The organism is Aliamphritea spongicola (genome assembly GCF_017051665.1).
Lineage (GTDB): Bacteria > Pseudomonadota > Gammaproteobacteria > Pseudomonadales > Balneatricaceae > Amphritea > Amphritea spongicola.
Genome location: NZ_JAFIDL010000003.1, coordinates 148,266 through 163,675, shown reverse-complemented (window position 1 = coordinate 163,675; position 15,410 = coordinate 148,266). Strand labels below are relative to the sequence as shown.

15 protein-coding genes are annotated in these 15,410 nt (G+C 52.0%); 6 read left to right on the top strand and 9 right to left on the bottom strand.

What is annotated here, in order from left to right; all coding sequences use genetic code 11:
* Window positions 1-854: 854 nt before the first annotated feature.
* The 6 genes from JYB63_RS10690 to radC form a co-directional block, all read right to left on the bottom strand.
* On the bottom strand, window positions 855-3,029 hold the full coding sequence (locus JYB63_RS10690; RefSeq protein ID WP_205657864.1) for an EAL domain-containing protein: 2,175 nt from the start codon (window positions 3,027-3,029) through the stop codon (window positions 855-857).
* A 152-nt stretch (window positions 3,030-3,181) separates the two neighbouring features.
* The gene (locus JYB63_RS10685; RefSeq protein WP_205657863.1) at window positions 3,182-4,075 is read right to left on the bottom strand and encodes an alpha/beta hydrolase; all 894 of its coding nucleotides are present in this window, start codon (window positions 4,073-4,075) and stop codon (window positions 3,182-3,184) included.
* Window positions 4,076-4,087: 12 nt separating this feature from the next.
* On the bottom strand, window positions 4,088-4,900 hold the full coding sequence (gene mutM, locus JYB63_RS10680; protein WP_205657862.1) for a bifunctional DNA-formamidopyrimidine glycosylase/DNA-(apurinic or apyrimidinic site) lyase: 813 nt from the start codon (window positions 4,898-4,900) through the stop codon (window positions 4,088-4,090).
* Between the two features lie 118 nt (window positions 4,901-5,018).
* Window positions 5,019-5,174, bottom strand: a complete 156-nt coding sequence (gene rpmG, locus JYB63_RS10675; protein ID WP_205657861.1) for a 50S ribosomal protein L33 — start codon at window positions 5,172-5,174, stop codon at window positions 5,019-5,021.
* An 11-nt stretch (window positions 5,175-5,185) separates the two neighbouring features.
* Entirely contained in the window at window positions 5,186-5,422 is a 237-nt protein-coding gene (rpmB, locus tag JYB63_RS10670) for a 50S ribosomal protein L28 (RefSeq protein ID WP_205657860.1), read from the bottom strand.
* Between the two features lie 182 nt (window positions 5,423-5,604).
* Entirely contained in the window at window positions 5,605-6,303 is a 699-nt protein-coding gene (gene radC, locus JYB63_RS10665) for a RadC family protein (protein ID WP_205657859.1), read from the bottom strand.
* 219 nt (window positions 6,304-6,522) lie between these two features.
* Between radC and coaBC the strand changes: the two genes are divergently transcribed.
* Genes coaBC through JYB63_RS10635 form a run of 6 tightly spaced genes read left to right on the top strand, consistent with a single transcriptional unit; the run spans window position 6,523 to window position 11,973 of the window.
* The gene (coaBC, locus tag JYB63_RS10660) at window positions 6,523-7,725 is read left to right on the top strand and encodes a bifunctional phosphopantothenoylcysteine decarboxylase/phosphopantothenate--cysteine ligase CoaBC (RefSeq protein WP_205657858.1); all 1,203 of its coding nucleotides are present in this window, start codon (window positions 6,523-6,525) and stop codon (window positions 7,723-7,725) included.
* 5 nt (window positions 7,726-7,730) lie between these two features.
* The gene (dut, locus tag JYB63_RS10655; protein WP_205657857.1) at window positions 7,731-8,198 is read left to right on the top strand and encodes a dUTP diphosphatase; all 468 of its coding nucleotides are present in this window, start codon (window positions 7,731-7,733) and stop codon (window positions 8,196-8,198) included.
* A 38-nt stretch (window positions 8,199-8,236) separates the two neighbouring features.
* The gene (locus JYB63_RS10650) at window positions 8,237-9,712 is read left to right on the top strand and encodes a phosphomannomutase/phosphoglucomutase (RefSeq protein ID WP_205657856.1); all 1,476 of its coding nucleotides are present in this window, start codon (window positions 8,237-8,239) and stop codon (window positions 9,710-9,712) included.
* Window positions 9,699-10,607 carry an acetylglutamate kinase gene (gene argB, locus JYB63_RS10645; protein ID WP_205657855.1) on the top strand — a complete coding sequence of 303 codons (909 nt, stop codon included), beginning with the start codon at window positions 9,699-9,701 and terminating at the stop codon, window positions 10,605-10,607. The genes JYB63_RS10650 and argB overlap by 14 nt, the downstream gene beginning before the upstream one ends.
* Window positions 10,607-11,200, top strand: coding sequence for a nucleoid occlusion factor SlmA (gene slmA / locus JYB63_RS10640; RefSeq protein ID WP_205657854.1), 594 nt, complete (start codon window positions 10,607-10,609; stop codon window positions 11,198-11,200). The genes argB and slmA overlap by 1 nt, the downstream gene beginning before the upstream one ends.
* A gap of 8 nt (window positions 11,201-11,208) precedes the next feature.
* On the top strand, window positions 11,209-11,973 hold the full coding sequence (locus JYB63_RS10635) for a sulfite exporter TauE/SafE family protein (RefSeq protein WP_205657853.1): 765 nt from the start codon (window positions 11,209-11,211) through the stop codon (window positions 11,971-11,973).
* A 20-nt stretch (window positions 11,974-11,993) separates the two neighbouring features.
* Here JYB63_RS10635 and JYB63_RS10630 read toward each other — a convergent pair whose 3' ends face one another.
* From JYB63_RS10630 to JYB63_RS10620, 3 genes are all read right to left on the bottom strand, one after another.
* Window positions 11,994-12,845 (bottom strand): divergent polysaccharide deacetylase family protein, encoded by an 852-nt coding sequence (locus JYB63_RS10630; protein ID WP_336510875.1) that lies wholly within the window; start codon window positions 12,843-12,845, stop codon window positions 11,994-11,996.
* A gap of 8 nt (window positions 12,846-12,853) precedes the next feature.
* Window positions 12,854-14,173, bottom strand: a complete 1,320-nt coding sequence (locus tag JYB63_RS10625; protein WP_205657852.1) for a S41 family peptidase — start codon at window positions 14,171-14,173, stop codon at window positions 12,854-12,856.
* Between the two features lie 62 nt (window positions 14,174-14,235).
* Window positions 14,236-15,387: a murein hydrolase activator EnvC family protein gene (locus JYB63_RS10620; protein WP_205657851.1), complete on the bottom strand. Its 1,152-nt coding sequence runs from the start codon at window positions 15,385-15,387 to the stop codon at window positions 14,236-14,238.
* Between the last annotated feature and the right edge of the window lie 23 nt (window positions 15,388-15,410).

Below are 15,410 nucleotides of genomic sequence, written 5' to 3'. Positions count from 1 at the left end.
GCTCGTAAGTGATCAGCAAAACCTCTCACCTCACCGGGAATTTGCTGCGGGAAGGTGCCTGATTTGGCCAGGCACTTTCTCAACCACACATTTACCGGCGACACGGTTACACCCTGGCAGGTGCAAACCGTTAGCTACAGGCTCTTGTCATAAGTATTTTTAACCGGATGCATGCATCCGGTTTTTTTTCGCCTGTAGTTTCTCAATAACGATTCAGCTCAATACCCCTATAAATAAATGATAATAAATATCAAAAAGAGTTGATAATCATTATCATTAATGTAATATTGATCCTGCTCGTAAGTAATCAGTAATACCTCTCACCTCACCGGGAATTTACTGAGAGAAAGTGCCTGATTTGGCCAGGCACTTTCTCAGCCACTTACCTGCAACGGTAATCACTCTGGCAGGTTATTACCGTTAGCAATAGGCTCTTGTCATAAGTATTTTTACCGGGTGCACGCACCCGGTTTTTTTTCGCCTGAAAAAGCCACAACGCGAGCGCAGAACAGATACACCGAACTCAGAGAGCAATCATTACTAAACGTGAGAAGGGAAATTCAACCGGCAGAAGAGCCGTATGGAACAGAGATAAAGTGGCGGGAAGAAAATAAAAAGGCACCTGAAGTAATATTTCAGATGCCTGTAATATCAAACCAGCATTAATAACAGCAGTGTTGCCGCAATAGCCGTTACAACAGGAAAGCTAAGGGCTGAAGCAATCGCTTGTGTATTGAAACTCATAACAACCTCCATGCTTAAAATCAGAGGCCATCATAACGGTAAAACGGCTACATGTAAATGATAATGATTATTATAAAGAATGAGTATTTATCACTTTATCTCTGCTGGTATTACGACACCAGCTCTGCACTCAGATTTTGCGTAATCTCGGCTTCAAGTCCCGGCAAAATAAATGCTTCAGGTAACGGTCTGCTATACAGATAGCCCTGCGCCTGATCGCAGTTAAGCTCCATCAGCAAAGCCCGCTCCTCTTCAGTCTCTACGCCCTCAGCGATGACCGACATACGTAAAGCATGCCCCATCTGCAATGAAGCCTTAACAATCTGCAAGCTGGAATTATCGTTGGTAATTTCACGGATAAAACCCTGATCCAGCTTCAGCTTATCAACCGGTAAATTCTTCAGATACAGCAAGGAGGAAAAGCCAGTGCCAAAATCATCAATCGCAAACTGGACACCTTTCCCGTTCAGCGCCAACATTGTTTCTTTGGCCTGGGACAGATCCCCCATGAAGAGAGACTCTGTAATTTCAAGCTCAAGTGCACTGGCAGGCAAGCCTGTTTCTTCAAGCGTACGGAGGACTTTTTCTACAAAATCAGGCTCAACAAACTGCTTAACAGAAACGTTTACCGCGACACGCTCAAACTCCACCCCCTGTCGCTGCCACTGTACTGCCTGTCGGCAGGCCATACTCAGCACCTGATCACCTAAAGTAATCATCATGCCTTCTTTCTCAGCAATTTCGACAAAGATATTCGGCGGAATGCGGCCTTTCTCCGGATGGTTCCAGCGAACAAGCGCCTCAAATCCACAGATTTTACCGCTGTCCATCACCAGCTGTGGCTGATATTCAAGATAAAGCTGTTTATTTTCCAGCGCGTCACGTAAGGCTGATGCGAGTGCCTGCCGCTCGTTCATCTGAGCAGTCATTTCCGCACAGTAAAACATATAGCCGCCGGGATTTACTTCTTTGGCACGGTGTAGCGCGAGATCGGCATACTCAAGCACGGCCAGCGTATCAAGAGCACCTTCATGGTTGCTGGCAATCCCCACGGAAGAAGCAATCGTCAGATTCTGATCACCGTGAGACATTGGCTTACTTACTTCAGCAATCAGTATCTCAACAAGGTTCTTCAGTGACACCTGATTGTTATCACCGGGTATAAACACCGCAAACTCATCACCGCTGATCCGGGCAACTTCGCACCCGGCTTCAAGACGGCTCTGAATACGTTCGGCAACCCGCTTGAGCATATAGTCTCCCACCTTATGCCCAAGTGAGTCATTGATAAGCCGGAATGCATCAAGTCCGAACAGCAATAATGAAAACGCCGGAGCCTTCTCTCCCTCAGCATCCAGATCCTGCAACATATCCTTGAAATACTGACGGTTACGCACCCCGGTAAGGTCATCATGGAATGCCAGATAGCGTACTTCTTCCTCTATCTTCTGGCGGTTTTTAACCTCTTTCTTAAGGCTCCGGTTCCACAGAAACAGCCCTGCCAAACCAACAGCCAGTAGCACCATTACTAACCACACAACGCCCTCCTTGACCTTGCCGATATCAACCCTCAGGCTATCCTCCGGCTTCAGCCACTCCTGGCTAAAACGGTCGACTGTGGCAGCCGGAATTGCTGCCAGTCCCTTACTTAATAACTGATGGAGCATTACCGCATCAATGCCTGTGGCAAAGGATACCCGGTAATCAAATCCCACATCGCCAACAATACTGAGATTATTAATGCCCTGCTGCAGCGAGTACTGATAACCACCGGAAGGATACGCCCCAACACCGGCCACCTCGCCGGTCACCAGTAAATCAAACGACTCTTTAATATCCCCCGTTTCTACCAACTCTACCCGGGGATAATTTTTACGGATGTATTCTGCCAGTGCAGTGTCAGCCCGTACGGAAAACTTCATACCGGCAAAGTCCGCCATTTCGGCGCTATCAAACAACTCTTTACGGGTAAAAATTTTATTCGGTAAATATGCGTAGCTGGGCGTAAAACGCAGATACTTCTCTCTATCTGCCGTCTTGGAAATACCGAAGATGACATCAATCTCGCCGGCACGCATCGCCGACATCATGGCACTGTAGGAATCAAACTTAATATAGTCAAACGGCGTTTCCAGCTGAGCTTCAATCTCCTGGAGAAAATCTACTGAAAGGCCTTCAACTTCACCATCATCGGTCAAAACTGTTAAATAAGGCGGCACAACAGCCAGACCAATACGCACAGGAGCCTGTCTGGCATCCAGCCACGCCTGTTCCTCAGCAGACAAATCAATTTTTGCCGCATTTACCCACGTAATGCTCAGCAAGCTTAATAACAAGCAACATACTGACAACAATCTAGCCACATCAACTCCCGGCTAACTACATGATTCAACTTAAATAAACTAAAGGATTGTACTTTGGGGAAAGCCCCCTGTTGTTACAAGGCCTTTCTCAGCCACTTTCCCACAATACCTGTCAGTTTGAGAGGTGATTGCAAAGGAAGCATATGCCCCTGGCCAGAAACAGTTATCACTTCTATCGGATGTACTGCCTGTTCCACAACTCTTTGCGCATAACTGAGCGATAACACCGTATCGGCATCCCCCTGAATCACCAGCAACCTGAAGGGATATGCCTGACGCATTACCCCTGTCCGGTGGCTGAAGAGCCCCGCCAGGGTCCTCAATGGATAGGCCATTATCAGTAACGGATCGCGCTGTAACAAGTCTTCCGCCGGGTGCCCGCTGATCAGTTGCCTGAAATCCAACACGCTGTCTAACGGTACCTGCCACTGCGGTAACCACTGGGAGCTTGCCCGGATCCATTGCCATCCCCAGAAATGCCACCAGTCCGGCGGTACTTCCGTTACCAGTAAAGTCTGGCAAATTACAGCCTCAATTCTGGGATCATGCTCTGCCGCTGCCACCGCCAGCATCCCGCCGACAGAATGACCGAAGGCAACTTTTGGTCCGCTGAACTCATCTTCCAGAACATCCAGAAGCTGAGATGTAATCCGCTGTATATCCTCCGGCAGATAACTCCCTGCAGTACCACCGGAATATCCATGTCCGGGAGGGTCAACACCCACTACATTGAATCCCTCCTCAGCCAGAGACGCTAACATTCCGGCATAAAGCTCAACGTAAGCAGACAAGCCCGGAAAGAAAATAACCAAAGGATCTGATGCGGAAGCTGAGCGGTACAGTTCACAACGGATATCGTCAGCAGTCAGTTGCAGGCATTCGCGCTGCAACAACGCGTCAGTATTACCCAGCGCATCATGAAGCTGACGGTGAAAATCACTGTCGCCGGAGCGGGCTGCGACGGCCATAGCTTCCCTCTGTTAACGCTGACAGTTCGGACAAAACACCGTACTGCGCTGCCCCAGGCGAATTTCAGTTAAAGGCGTATCACACCGGACACAGGCCTCTCCACCCCGTCCGTAAACTGATAACTCCTGTTTGAAGTATCCGGGCTTACCGTCGCCGCCGATAAAATCTTTCAGCGTGGTTCCGCCCTGCTCAATGGCAGCCGCCAGTATCCGCTTAATTTCGACGACTAACTGTTCTATTCGCTGTCGTGAAATACGTCCTGCCGCCCGTTTCGGATGGATACCTGCTGCAAACAACGCCTCATTGGCGTAAATATTCCCAACCCCGACAACCACAGCAGAATTCATCACCAACTGCTTGATGGCCACCTTACGCCCGGCGCATGCTGCCTGTAAATGATCCGCATCAAAAGCATCACTTAAAGGCTCCGGCCCCAGTTTAACTAACAGCTCGTGCTGCTCTCCCCGGGCCTGCCACAGCAGAGAGCCAAACCGCCGCGGGTCCGTCAGCCGCAGTGCCATGCCGTTTTTCAGCACCAGATCCACATGATCATGATATGCCGGCGGCTGATCCGCTGACACCATATATAAACTGCCGGACATGCCAAGGTGATACATCGCGGCACCCTGATCAGTATTCAGCAACAGATACTTACCCCGCCGCTGCACCGACTCAATGACCTTTCCTTTCAGGTAATCAGACAGTTGCTCCGGCACCGGCCAGCGCAACTTTGGCTGCCGCACGATCAACTGGTCAACCTGCTGTCCGACTATGTGAGGCTCTATACCCCGGCGTGTGGTTTCTACCTCAGGTAATTCCGGCATGACTTTTCCCAATCTAGATTAAACGCTGCGTTCAACTCTACTACAGCTGATATGTGGCACAAATGACAGACGAAAAAAAACCCGGACAAGCCGGGTTTTTTCTTTCAGTAGCAAGATCTTACTTGATCTTAGCTTCTTTATACATAACGTGCTGACGAACAACAGGATCGTACTTCTTCATTTCCAGCTTGTCTGGAGTAGTACGCTTGTTCTTAGTCGTAGTGTAAAAGTGACCAGTTTTTGCAGATGAAACCATCTTAATCTTATCGCGCATGATACTGCTCCTTAAACCTTGATGCCGTTCTTACGAACATCTACCAGCACAGCATCGATACCTTTCTTATCGATGATACGCATACCTTTAGAAGAAACGCGCAGACGTACAAACTTCTGCTCGCTCTCAACCCAGAAGCGGTGCCAGTGCAGGTTTGGCAGGAAGCGACGACGGGTTCTGTTCAGTGCGTGGGAAACATTGTTTCCTGTTACAGGACGCTTACCTGTAACCATGCAAACTCGAGACATGTTAAATACCTTTTTCTGTAATAATTGCCTTCACAGGCAGTTAACCCCTATCCGATACTTATCAACCGGTGAAAACTTACCGGCTTCAGGCGGAGCGTCTGTACCAGACAAAATCCCATACCATGGATAGAAGAGCGCGCATTTTACAGAAAATAAATAATATAAGCCAGTGCTATATGTATTTATTTATCCAGATTAACCGAAGGATAAAACAGCCCCCGTTCGGCCATCGAAATCACCTCAGAATCCCCGATCACCATATGATCCAGCAACTGCACATCCACCAGCGATAAAGCCTGCTGCAGGTGCCGGGTAATATCCACATCAGCATCACTGGGCTCAGCCACCCCGGAGGGATGGTTATGGCAAATAATCAGGGCCGCCGCATTATGCTTTAACGCCAGCTTTACCACCTCACGGGGATGCACACTGGCACTGTTGATCGTGCCGTAGAACAACTCTTTGAAACAGATAACCCGGTGCCGGTTATCCAGTAATAAAGCAGCAAAAACTTCCTGTGAATAATAACGCAGCTGGTTACCCAGATAATGTTTCACCTCCAGAGGAGAATCCAGCACTGAACTGTGCACCAGCGCCTCACCCTGAATACGCAGGCTGATCTGTAAAGCAGCCTGCAGCTGAACATACTTTGCAGTACCGATCCCCTTAACACCGCACAAGTCTTTCTGAGCAGCCCCGGCAACGCCGGCTAAACTGCCGAACTCTCTTAACAACTCACGGGCCATATCTACCGCACTGCTGCCGGAAATACCGGTACGCAGAAAAATCGCCAACAACTCTGCATCCGAGAGAGAAACCGCCCCTCTGTGTAACAACTTTTCCCGTGGGCGCTCCTGCGCCGGCCAGTCTGTAATCGCCATCCCTGATCTCCTGATTGTTATACATCCCTGTATTCTCTGACCGTCCCGCTCTGTCACGCAGAACCGCCGGTTACTGTTAACCCTAATAGGGCTTCAGGAAAAAACCAATAGCTATTCACCCGTCCGATGTATTTATTGCACCTGCAATAAGTGGTATCTTTGTCGGCCTTTTCAGACGCAGTCTGCGTCAACAGCTAGCAACGGTGGTCGCTCAAGGGTATGCACAGACTCACTAACCGACAGATTGTTTTAGGTATAACCGGCGGTATTGCTGCGTATAAAAGCGCCGAACTGACCCGTATTCTGAAAACCCACGGCGCCGATGTCAGGATCGTTATGACCCCTGCGGCCTGTGAATTCATTACCCCGCTAACCCTGCAGGCCCTTTCCGGCCACGCAGTCCATCAGCATATTCTGGACCCGGAAGCCGAAGCCGGCATGGGTCATATAGAACTGGCTAAATGGGCAGATATGATTCTGATCGCCCCCGCCAGCGCTGATTTTATGGCCCGCCTGAACAGCGGCATGGGCAACGACCTGCTCAGCACTATCTGTCTGGCCAGCGAAGCACCTGTGGTCCTCGCACCGGCTATGAATCAGGCCATGTGGCGTGATGTACAGACGCAGCAAAACGCCGCCGATCTGCAAAGCAAGAACATCCGCCTGCTGGGCCCCGGTGTTGGGGATCAGGCCTGTGGCGACAACGGTCCCGGCCGGATGCTCGAACCACTGGATATCGCCAGCCAGGCTGCCGCCCTCTTTGATCAGGGGGCTCTGGCCGGCAAGCAGGTATTCATTACGGCCGGCCCAACCCGGGAAGCACTGGACCCGGTACGTTACATCAGCAACCACAGCTCCGGAAAAATGGGCTATGCGCTGGCAGCCGCTGCTGCAGACGCCGGTGCCCGGGTAAAACTGATCAGCGGCCCGGTTAACCTTGAAGCCCCGGCACGCTGTGAACGGGTTCAGGTTGAAAGCGCCCAGCAAATGCTGGATGCCTCCCTGGACGGCATTGGCGACTGCGACATATTTATAGCTGCTGCTGCCGTTGCTGATTACCGGCCGGTATCGGTTGCCGAACATAAAATGAAAAAAGGCAAAGAAGAGCTGATGGAACTGCATCTGGTGAAGAACCCGGACATTGTAGCCACTATCGCCAGCCAGCCGGATAACCCCTTCTGTGTCGGTTTTGCAGCAGAAACACAGGACGTTGTTGCTTATGCCCAGGATAAATTACAGCGTAAAAACCTGGATCTGATCATTGCTAATGATGTGTCCCGCAGCGATATCGGCTTTAACAGCGATGACAATGCCGTCACTGTTATCAGCAAAACAGCGGCTACTCCTTTGCCACAAACCAGCAAGCGGTTACTGGCCAAACAGCTGATTAACCTGATCGCCGACCAGTACTCAGAGAGCTGAACACTATGACAACACAAAAACAGTCCCTGCAGGCAAAAATTCTGGACGACCGAATCGGCAGTGAGTTTCCACTCCCTCACTATGCTACCGAAGGTTCTGCCGGGCTCGACCTGCGCGCCTGTATCAACGAACCACTGACGCTGGCCCCCGGCGAAACCCAACTGTTACCCACAGGCCTGGCTATTCACGTCGCCGATCCAAACCTCTGTGCAATGCTCCTGCCCCGTTCAGGACTTGGCCATAAACACGGCATCGTACTTGGCAACCTCGTTGGCCTGATCGACTCAGATTATCAGGGACAACTGATGGTCTCCTGCTGGAACCGCAGCGACAGCACTTTTACGGTAGAACCCGGTGAACGTATCGCTCAGATGGTGCTGGTTCCGGTTATACAGGCCAGTTTCGAAATCGTTGAAGAATTCGACGACAGCGACCGCGGCGAAGGCAGTTTTGGCTCATCCGGCCGGCACTGAATCCCGGCCCGGAACAGATTAAGGACACCCTGAGCATCATGGCAAAACCCTCCGACACAGCGAACATCGACCCGAATATATTCCGGGCTTATGATATTCGTGGCATTTTCGGCCAGACACTCAGCGAAGCATGCGCCGAAAAAATCGGCCAGGCCATCGCCAGCGAAGCCCGTGCCCGGCATATCAGTACCCTGGCAGTCGGCTATGACGGCCGCTTATCCGGACCGGCACTCAACGACGCCCTGATCAGAGGTATCATCGCCGCTGGCGTCAACGTGGTCAGCATTGGCATGGTGCCGACCCCCGGATTGTATTTTGCAACCGTACTGCTGGGCACAGGTTCCGGCATCATGATTACCGGCAGCCACAACCCCACAGACTACAACGGCTTTAAAGTCATGCTCGGCGGCGAAACCCTGGCAGACGAAGCGATACAGCAGCTGTACCGGCGAATCCTCAGTGACGACTTACATACCGACCCAGTTGCCGGGCATATCCGTCATCAGGACGTACAGCCAGACTACATTGCCCGCATTGCCGAGCAACGCACACTGGATACAAAGAATACGCCCCTGAAAGTCGTCATCGACTGTGGCAACGGTGTGGCCGGCCCCTGGGTGATGGCACTGACAGAATATCTGGGCTGCGAAGTCATCCCTTTGTACTGTGACGTCGACGGTACTTTCCCCAACCACCACCCGGATCCGGAGCATGCGGTTAATCTGCAGGATCTGATCCGCACAGTTAAAGAGACCGGTGCAGATATCGGCCTGGCATTTGACGGCGACGGTGACCGCCTTGGCGTCGTGGACAATCGCGGTAACATCCGCGATACCGATGAACTGCTCTGCCTGTTCGCACTGGAAGTACTGCAGCAACACCCCGGCAGTGAAGTGGTGCATGACGTTAAATGCTCACTGAACCTGCGCCGCCTGATTGAAAACAACGGCGGTACAGCCACCATGTGGCGCTGTGGGCACTCCATGATTAAAGGCCGGATGAAGCAAACCGGAGCCGCGTTTGGCGGTGAATTCACAGGCCACCTGTTCTTTGCCGAAGACTGGTACGGATTTGACGACGCCCTGTATACCGCAGTGCGCGTTCTGGAACTGCTGATCCAGGCAAAAAACAACCGACAGGATGCAGCTGCGCTGTTCGATGCGCCTCTGGCCGGATACCCGACATGTATCTCAACACCAATGGTGCATATAAGCACCACCGAAGAGCACAAATTCGGCATTATCGGCGAACTGCAACAACTGGATTTTAATAATGCCCGGGTCAGCACCATTGACGGCCTGCGGGTAGAGTTTTCTGACGGTTGGTTTGGCATCCGTGCCTCCAATACCAGCCCGAACCTGACACTCAGGGCAGAAGCCGATACAACTGATGCCCTGCAACGTATTTACACGACCATTTACAGCCACCTTAAACAACTGGCACCTGAACTTCAGGTACCCCAGGAATGGCTGAAAACCGGAACAAACCAAGAGACAGATCATGCCTTTAACTAGAAAAGCGGCGATGAACACCGCCAACGTACTGAGTGAAGCACTGCCTTACATTCAGTGTTTTACCGGTAAAACTGTAGTGATCAAATACGGCGGCAACGCCATGATCGACGACAAGCTGAAAAACAGCTTTGCCCGCGATATTGTGATGATGAAAACCATCGGTATTAACCCGATCGTTGTTCACGGCGGCGGCCCGCAAATTGGCGACCTGCTGGAAAAACTGGCCATTGAATCCCACTTCGTTAACGGCATGCGGGTCACTGACTCAAAAACCATGGACGTTGTGGAAATGGTACTTGGCGGCATGGTTAACAAAGACATCGTTGGCCTGATCAACAGCAACGGCGGTAAAGCCATCGGTATGACCGGTAAAGACGGCATGCTGCTCAGCGCCCGCAAGCTGAAAGTGAAGCACAAAACACCGGAAATGAAAGCACCGGAAATCATCGACATCGGCCACGTGGGCGAAGTTGAAAACGTTAACGTTGATGTGCTGAACATGCTGGTGAATTCCGACTTCATTCCGGTCATCGCACCAATCGGTGTTGGCAAAGACGGTACCTCTTACAACATCAACGCGGACCTGGTTGCCGGTAAAGTCTCAGAAGTTCTGCAGGCTGAAAAACTCATTCTTCTGACCAACATTGAAGGCCTGCTGGATAAAGACGGCAAGGTACTGACCGGCCTGACCACCGAACAGGTAGACGGACTGATCGAAGACGGCACCATCTATGGCGGCATGCTGCCAAAAATCGACTGTGCCCTGAACGCCGTGAAAGCCGGCGTGACCAGCGCCCACATCATTGATGGCCGGGTAGAACACTCCTGCCTGCTAGAAATCTTCACCGATGAAGGTGTCGGCACCCTGATCACCAACAAAGCAGCGGACGCATAATGAACCAACCCGAAAAAGTTTCCCGCCGGGAACAAATTCTTCAGGCACTGGCAATGATGCTGGAAAGCGATCCCGGTGCCCGTATTACCACCGCTTCGCTGGCTAAGCAGGTCGGTGTATCTGAAGCGGCACTGTACCGACACTTTCCGAGCAAAGCGCGGATGTTTGAAGGGCTGATCAGCTTCATTGAAGAAACCATCTTCAGCCGGGTGACCCTGATCACCCAGTCAGATGCCACAGCACTGAAGCAGTGTGAGCAGATTCTGACGCTACTGCTGGCCTTTGTGGAACGTAATCCGGGGATGGCACGCATCCTCACCGGTGATGCTTTGGCCGGCGAAACCGACCGTCTGCGCCAGCGTATCAATCAGTTCTTCGAGCGGCTGGAAACCCAGATCAAACAGATTCTGCGGACCGCCGAACAAACCGAAGGCCTGCGTACTGAACTGCCGGGCGGGGCAACAGCCAATCTGCTGCTGGCCAGCGCCGAAGGCCGCATTCGCCAGTTCGTCCGCAGTGAATTTAAAAACCGCCCGACCCAGAACTGGGCTGATCAGTGGACCGTGCTCGCTAGCGCTGCAACCCGCAGCTAAGGCCCTACATGATCGAACAGCTGGGCCTGTTACTGATATCTCTGCTGGCCAATGGTTTATCAGCCATGGCCGGCGGAGGTGCCGGTTTACTGCAACTCCCCGTTCTGCTTTTTCTGGGGCTCTCCTTCAGTACAGCACTGGCCACCCACAAAATCGCCAGCGTTGCACTGGGTCTGGGCGCCACCCTCCGGCACCTGAAAGAAAGCACACTGGAACGGCGCTTCTGTGGCTACATTCTGGCCACCGGTTTGCCCGGCGTGGTGCTTGGCGGAATCGTCATCCTGCAGATTCCTGAAAAAATCACCCTGATCAGCCTCGGTATACTCACCGCCGGCCTGGGCATCTATTCGATTTTCAAAGCCAGTCTCGGACTGGAACATACGCCAAAGCACCGGGATCTCGCCGGTATGACCATTGGCGGAGCAGTGCTATTTTTTATCGGGGTTCTGAACGGTTCACTGACCTCAGGCACAGGCCTGTTTGTCACCCTCTGGCTGGTTCGCTGGTTTGGGCTGGATTATAAACGGGCCGTCGCCTATGTTCTGGTACTGGTTGGCATGTTCTGGAACGGCTCAGGTGCAATCACTGTCGCCCTGCAAACACCGCCGCAATGGTCATGGCTACCGGCACTGATTCTTGGCGCATTAATCGGCGCGTACGCCGGCGCGCATGTAGCGCTGGCCAAAGGAAACCGGGCGATCAAACGGATTTTTGAAGCACTGACGATTCTGGTCGGGATTAAACTGATACTCGACGGTATCGCGATCATCTGACGGAAAACAGGTTACGGCAGTTACTGGTGATACCCCTGAGCACGGCACTCTTCAGCTTCACAGAAATGCTGCCGGGCACGCTCCAGATCCTGACTGTCCTGCATCTGTAACAGGAAACCGCTCGGAGCAACCAGCTGAATACCCAGCTCTCCCAGACGGGGTAAGGCTTCCTGTAAAAAATTAATCGTCACCGGATACGGATGCCCGATCAGCACAGCAAAGCCACGCTCACGGGCCAGTGCCACACCGGCGTTAAACTGCCGCTCGACAAACTCCGGCGTTTGCTCATGATCAAGAAAAATATCCCGGATTAACCAGGGAATATCGGCCCTGCGTGCTGCTTTCCAGGCTACGGTATCTGAGGTAGTCAGGCTATCAATAAAAAACATCTGCTGTTTCTTCGCCACCTGCATCGCCCACTGCATTTGCGCTTCCTTCTGTGTCAGCAGGCTACCCATATGATTATTAAACCCCACCGCATAAGGTACGGCTTTGAGACCGTCCCGCAGGGTTTTAATAAACACATCCTTACTTAACGCATCTGTCAGTCCGCCGGGCCCCAGCGCCAACCGGTGGGTATTATCCATCGGCACATGCACCATGACATCTTTGCCCTGGCTATTAGCCATCTCAGCTAACACTTTGCTCTTAGGGGTATGGGGCAGAATGGCGTATGCGATCGGACCGGGTAAATTAATGGCGGCAATGCCCTGCGCCAGGTTATCCCCCATGTCATCAATGATGATAACCATACGGGGCTGCTGACTATCAGCACCGGCCAGCGGAGCAAAGACCGAACAGATAAACGCAAAACAGGCAAACAGCAACTCTGCTGTTTGCCTGTTCGGAACTAAAGATAACGATATTGCCACTGAACAGCCTAGTTCTGATCGACAGCCGTTTTTTCAGTCACTTTACGGGCGATAGCCAGACCGCGTAACAAACCGATGGCTTCATACAGCTGGTAATCGGTTTCAGCAATACGGCGAACATCGGTGATAGCATCCTCTGCACCGTCTTCACCATTTTCCAGGTGACCGCTCAGATCACTTTCTTTAATGAAGTTACCGCTTTCACGCAGCTTAATTTCAGCCTCAGCCACATAAATATCCGGCTTGATGCCCTGAGCCTGAATGGAACGGCCGCTCGGGGTAAAGTAGCGGGCGGTAGTGAGTTTCAGTGCTCGTTCCTTGGTCAGCGGCAGTACCGTCTGTACCGAGCCCTTACCAAAGCTATCCACACCCATAATCACGGCGCGGCCCTGATCCTGCAGGGCACCGGCAACAATTTCAGATGCAGATGCAGACCCCTGGTTGATCAGTACCACCAGTGGAATATCGGTCAGGCGTTCACTGGTCGCTTTATATTGCAGTTCAGAATTTGCTTTACGGCCTTTGGTGTAAACGATCAGCCCTTCATCCATAAATGCATCACTGACATCCACTGCCGCACGTAATACACCCCCGGGGTTATTACGCAGATCCAGTACCAAACCTTTCAGTTCGGTTGCATCTTCAAGCTTTTCCATCGCCCGCTTGAGGTCATTACCGGTATTCACCTGGAACTGAGTAATCCGCAGGTAACCGATACCGTCGTCCAGTACCCGCTGCTTAACACTGGCCACGCGGATAACATCCCGTACCACGGTAATTTCCAGCGGTTTTTCCTCGCCTTCACGAACGATGGTCAGAAGTAACTCAGAGCCTGCCGGGCCCCGCATCAGCTCTACAGCATCATTAAGATCCATCCCCTGAACGGCCTGATCACCCAGCTTAATGATCAGGTCCCCAGCTTTAACACCGGCCTTTTGCGCAGGCGTGTCGTCTATCGGCGTGATAACCCGGACAAAGCCGTCTTCCATGCCCACTTCAATGCCCAAACCACCAAATTCACCGCTGGTATGGGTCTGTAATTCTGAAAAAGCGCTCGGCTCGAGATAGGTAGAATGGGGATCAAGCCCTGCCAGCATGCCGCGGATCGCATCTTCCAGCAGTTGCTCATCGCTGACCTGCTCAACATAGTCCTGACGGATCCGGTCAAACACCTCAGTAAATACCCGGATCTCTTCCAGCGGCAGAGGCTTTATAACCGGCGCAGGCGCGTCTTCAGCCTGAACGACACCGCCCAGTAATGACATACTCAATAAACATGGCAAACCCAGAGGTTTACACAGACTCGCTAGCTGCTTCGTCAGCTTCATACTGAATCCTTAATTCTGTGGATACCGGAAGATGATATCCAGGCTACATTCCTGTTGGCCGGTCAGCGCCTCACCAGCCATTGCTTCGGATTTCGCGCTTTTCCTTTATACCGTAAGGCAAAGAATAAACCGGGCTTACTGTTACCGCCACTGTTTCCTACTGTGGCAACGGTTTCTTTGGCAGAGACCCACTCACCGACATCTTTCAGCAAACTGTCCGCCTGCCCGTACATGGTCATATAACCGCCGCCATGATCGATTATCAGCAACAGGCCATACCCTCTCAGCCAGTCAGAAAAAACCACCCGGCCATGATGGATCGCCTTAACCGCCCGCCCCTGTTTCGCCGTCAGTATCACGCCATCAAATCTGACACCTTCACGCATGCTGCCAAACCCACGGGTTAACGTCCCCTTCACAGGCCATGGCAGGCGGCCTTTCAGCTCGGAAAATGCCCGGTCATTACCGCCCAGCGCAACCTCACTGATGGAGATCTGCAATTGCGCCAGTACTTTTTCCAGCCTTTGCTGATCCGCTTTAAGGTTCTTCAGCTTTTTGCTGCCGGCCTTGAGATCTTTTTCCAGCCGGGCCAGTACCTGTTTCCGCTCGCTGCGACCGGCCTTAAGCTCAGTAGCACTTTTTTGTAACGCATCACGACGGTCAAAAACGGTTTGCTGGGTACTGCGGATTGCTTCTTCTGCCTGATCCAGTTTGACCAGATCATCGCGGAAATGTTGCAATTTATCTGCCAGCGTCTGATTAATCCGGTCATAGTATTGCAGCATCCGGGACACCTGTTCCGGGTCCCGCTGAGTCAGCAGTAACTGTAAACGCGGTAACTTACCGGTTTTATACTGTTGCTTCAGCTGCACTTCCAAGCCTTTGGCCTGTTCCCGCAGCGAGGCAAGAATTGGTTTGCGTGAGGCCTGCAGCTTCTTCAGCTTTGCTTCCGCACCACCCAGTTGCTTATTCAGCGTGCCAATTTGTTTGGCCAGCTTGCCGATTTTTTTATCGATGGTGCGCAACTCACCCTGAACGGACTTCTTCTCTCCCTGGGTTTCATTCAGGGCAGCTGTCAGTTGGCGGACGCTTTTCTGCAAGGCTTTAATCTGTGCAGCCGTGGCCGCTTCTTCATTCGCCGCGAATGAAAAAGACGGCATCAGCACACATAAAGAAAGTACCAGCAATATAGCTGGCCGATAAATCCGGCTCATAGAAAAATGGCCGCGTTGTGAAT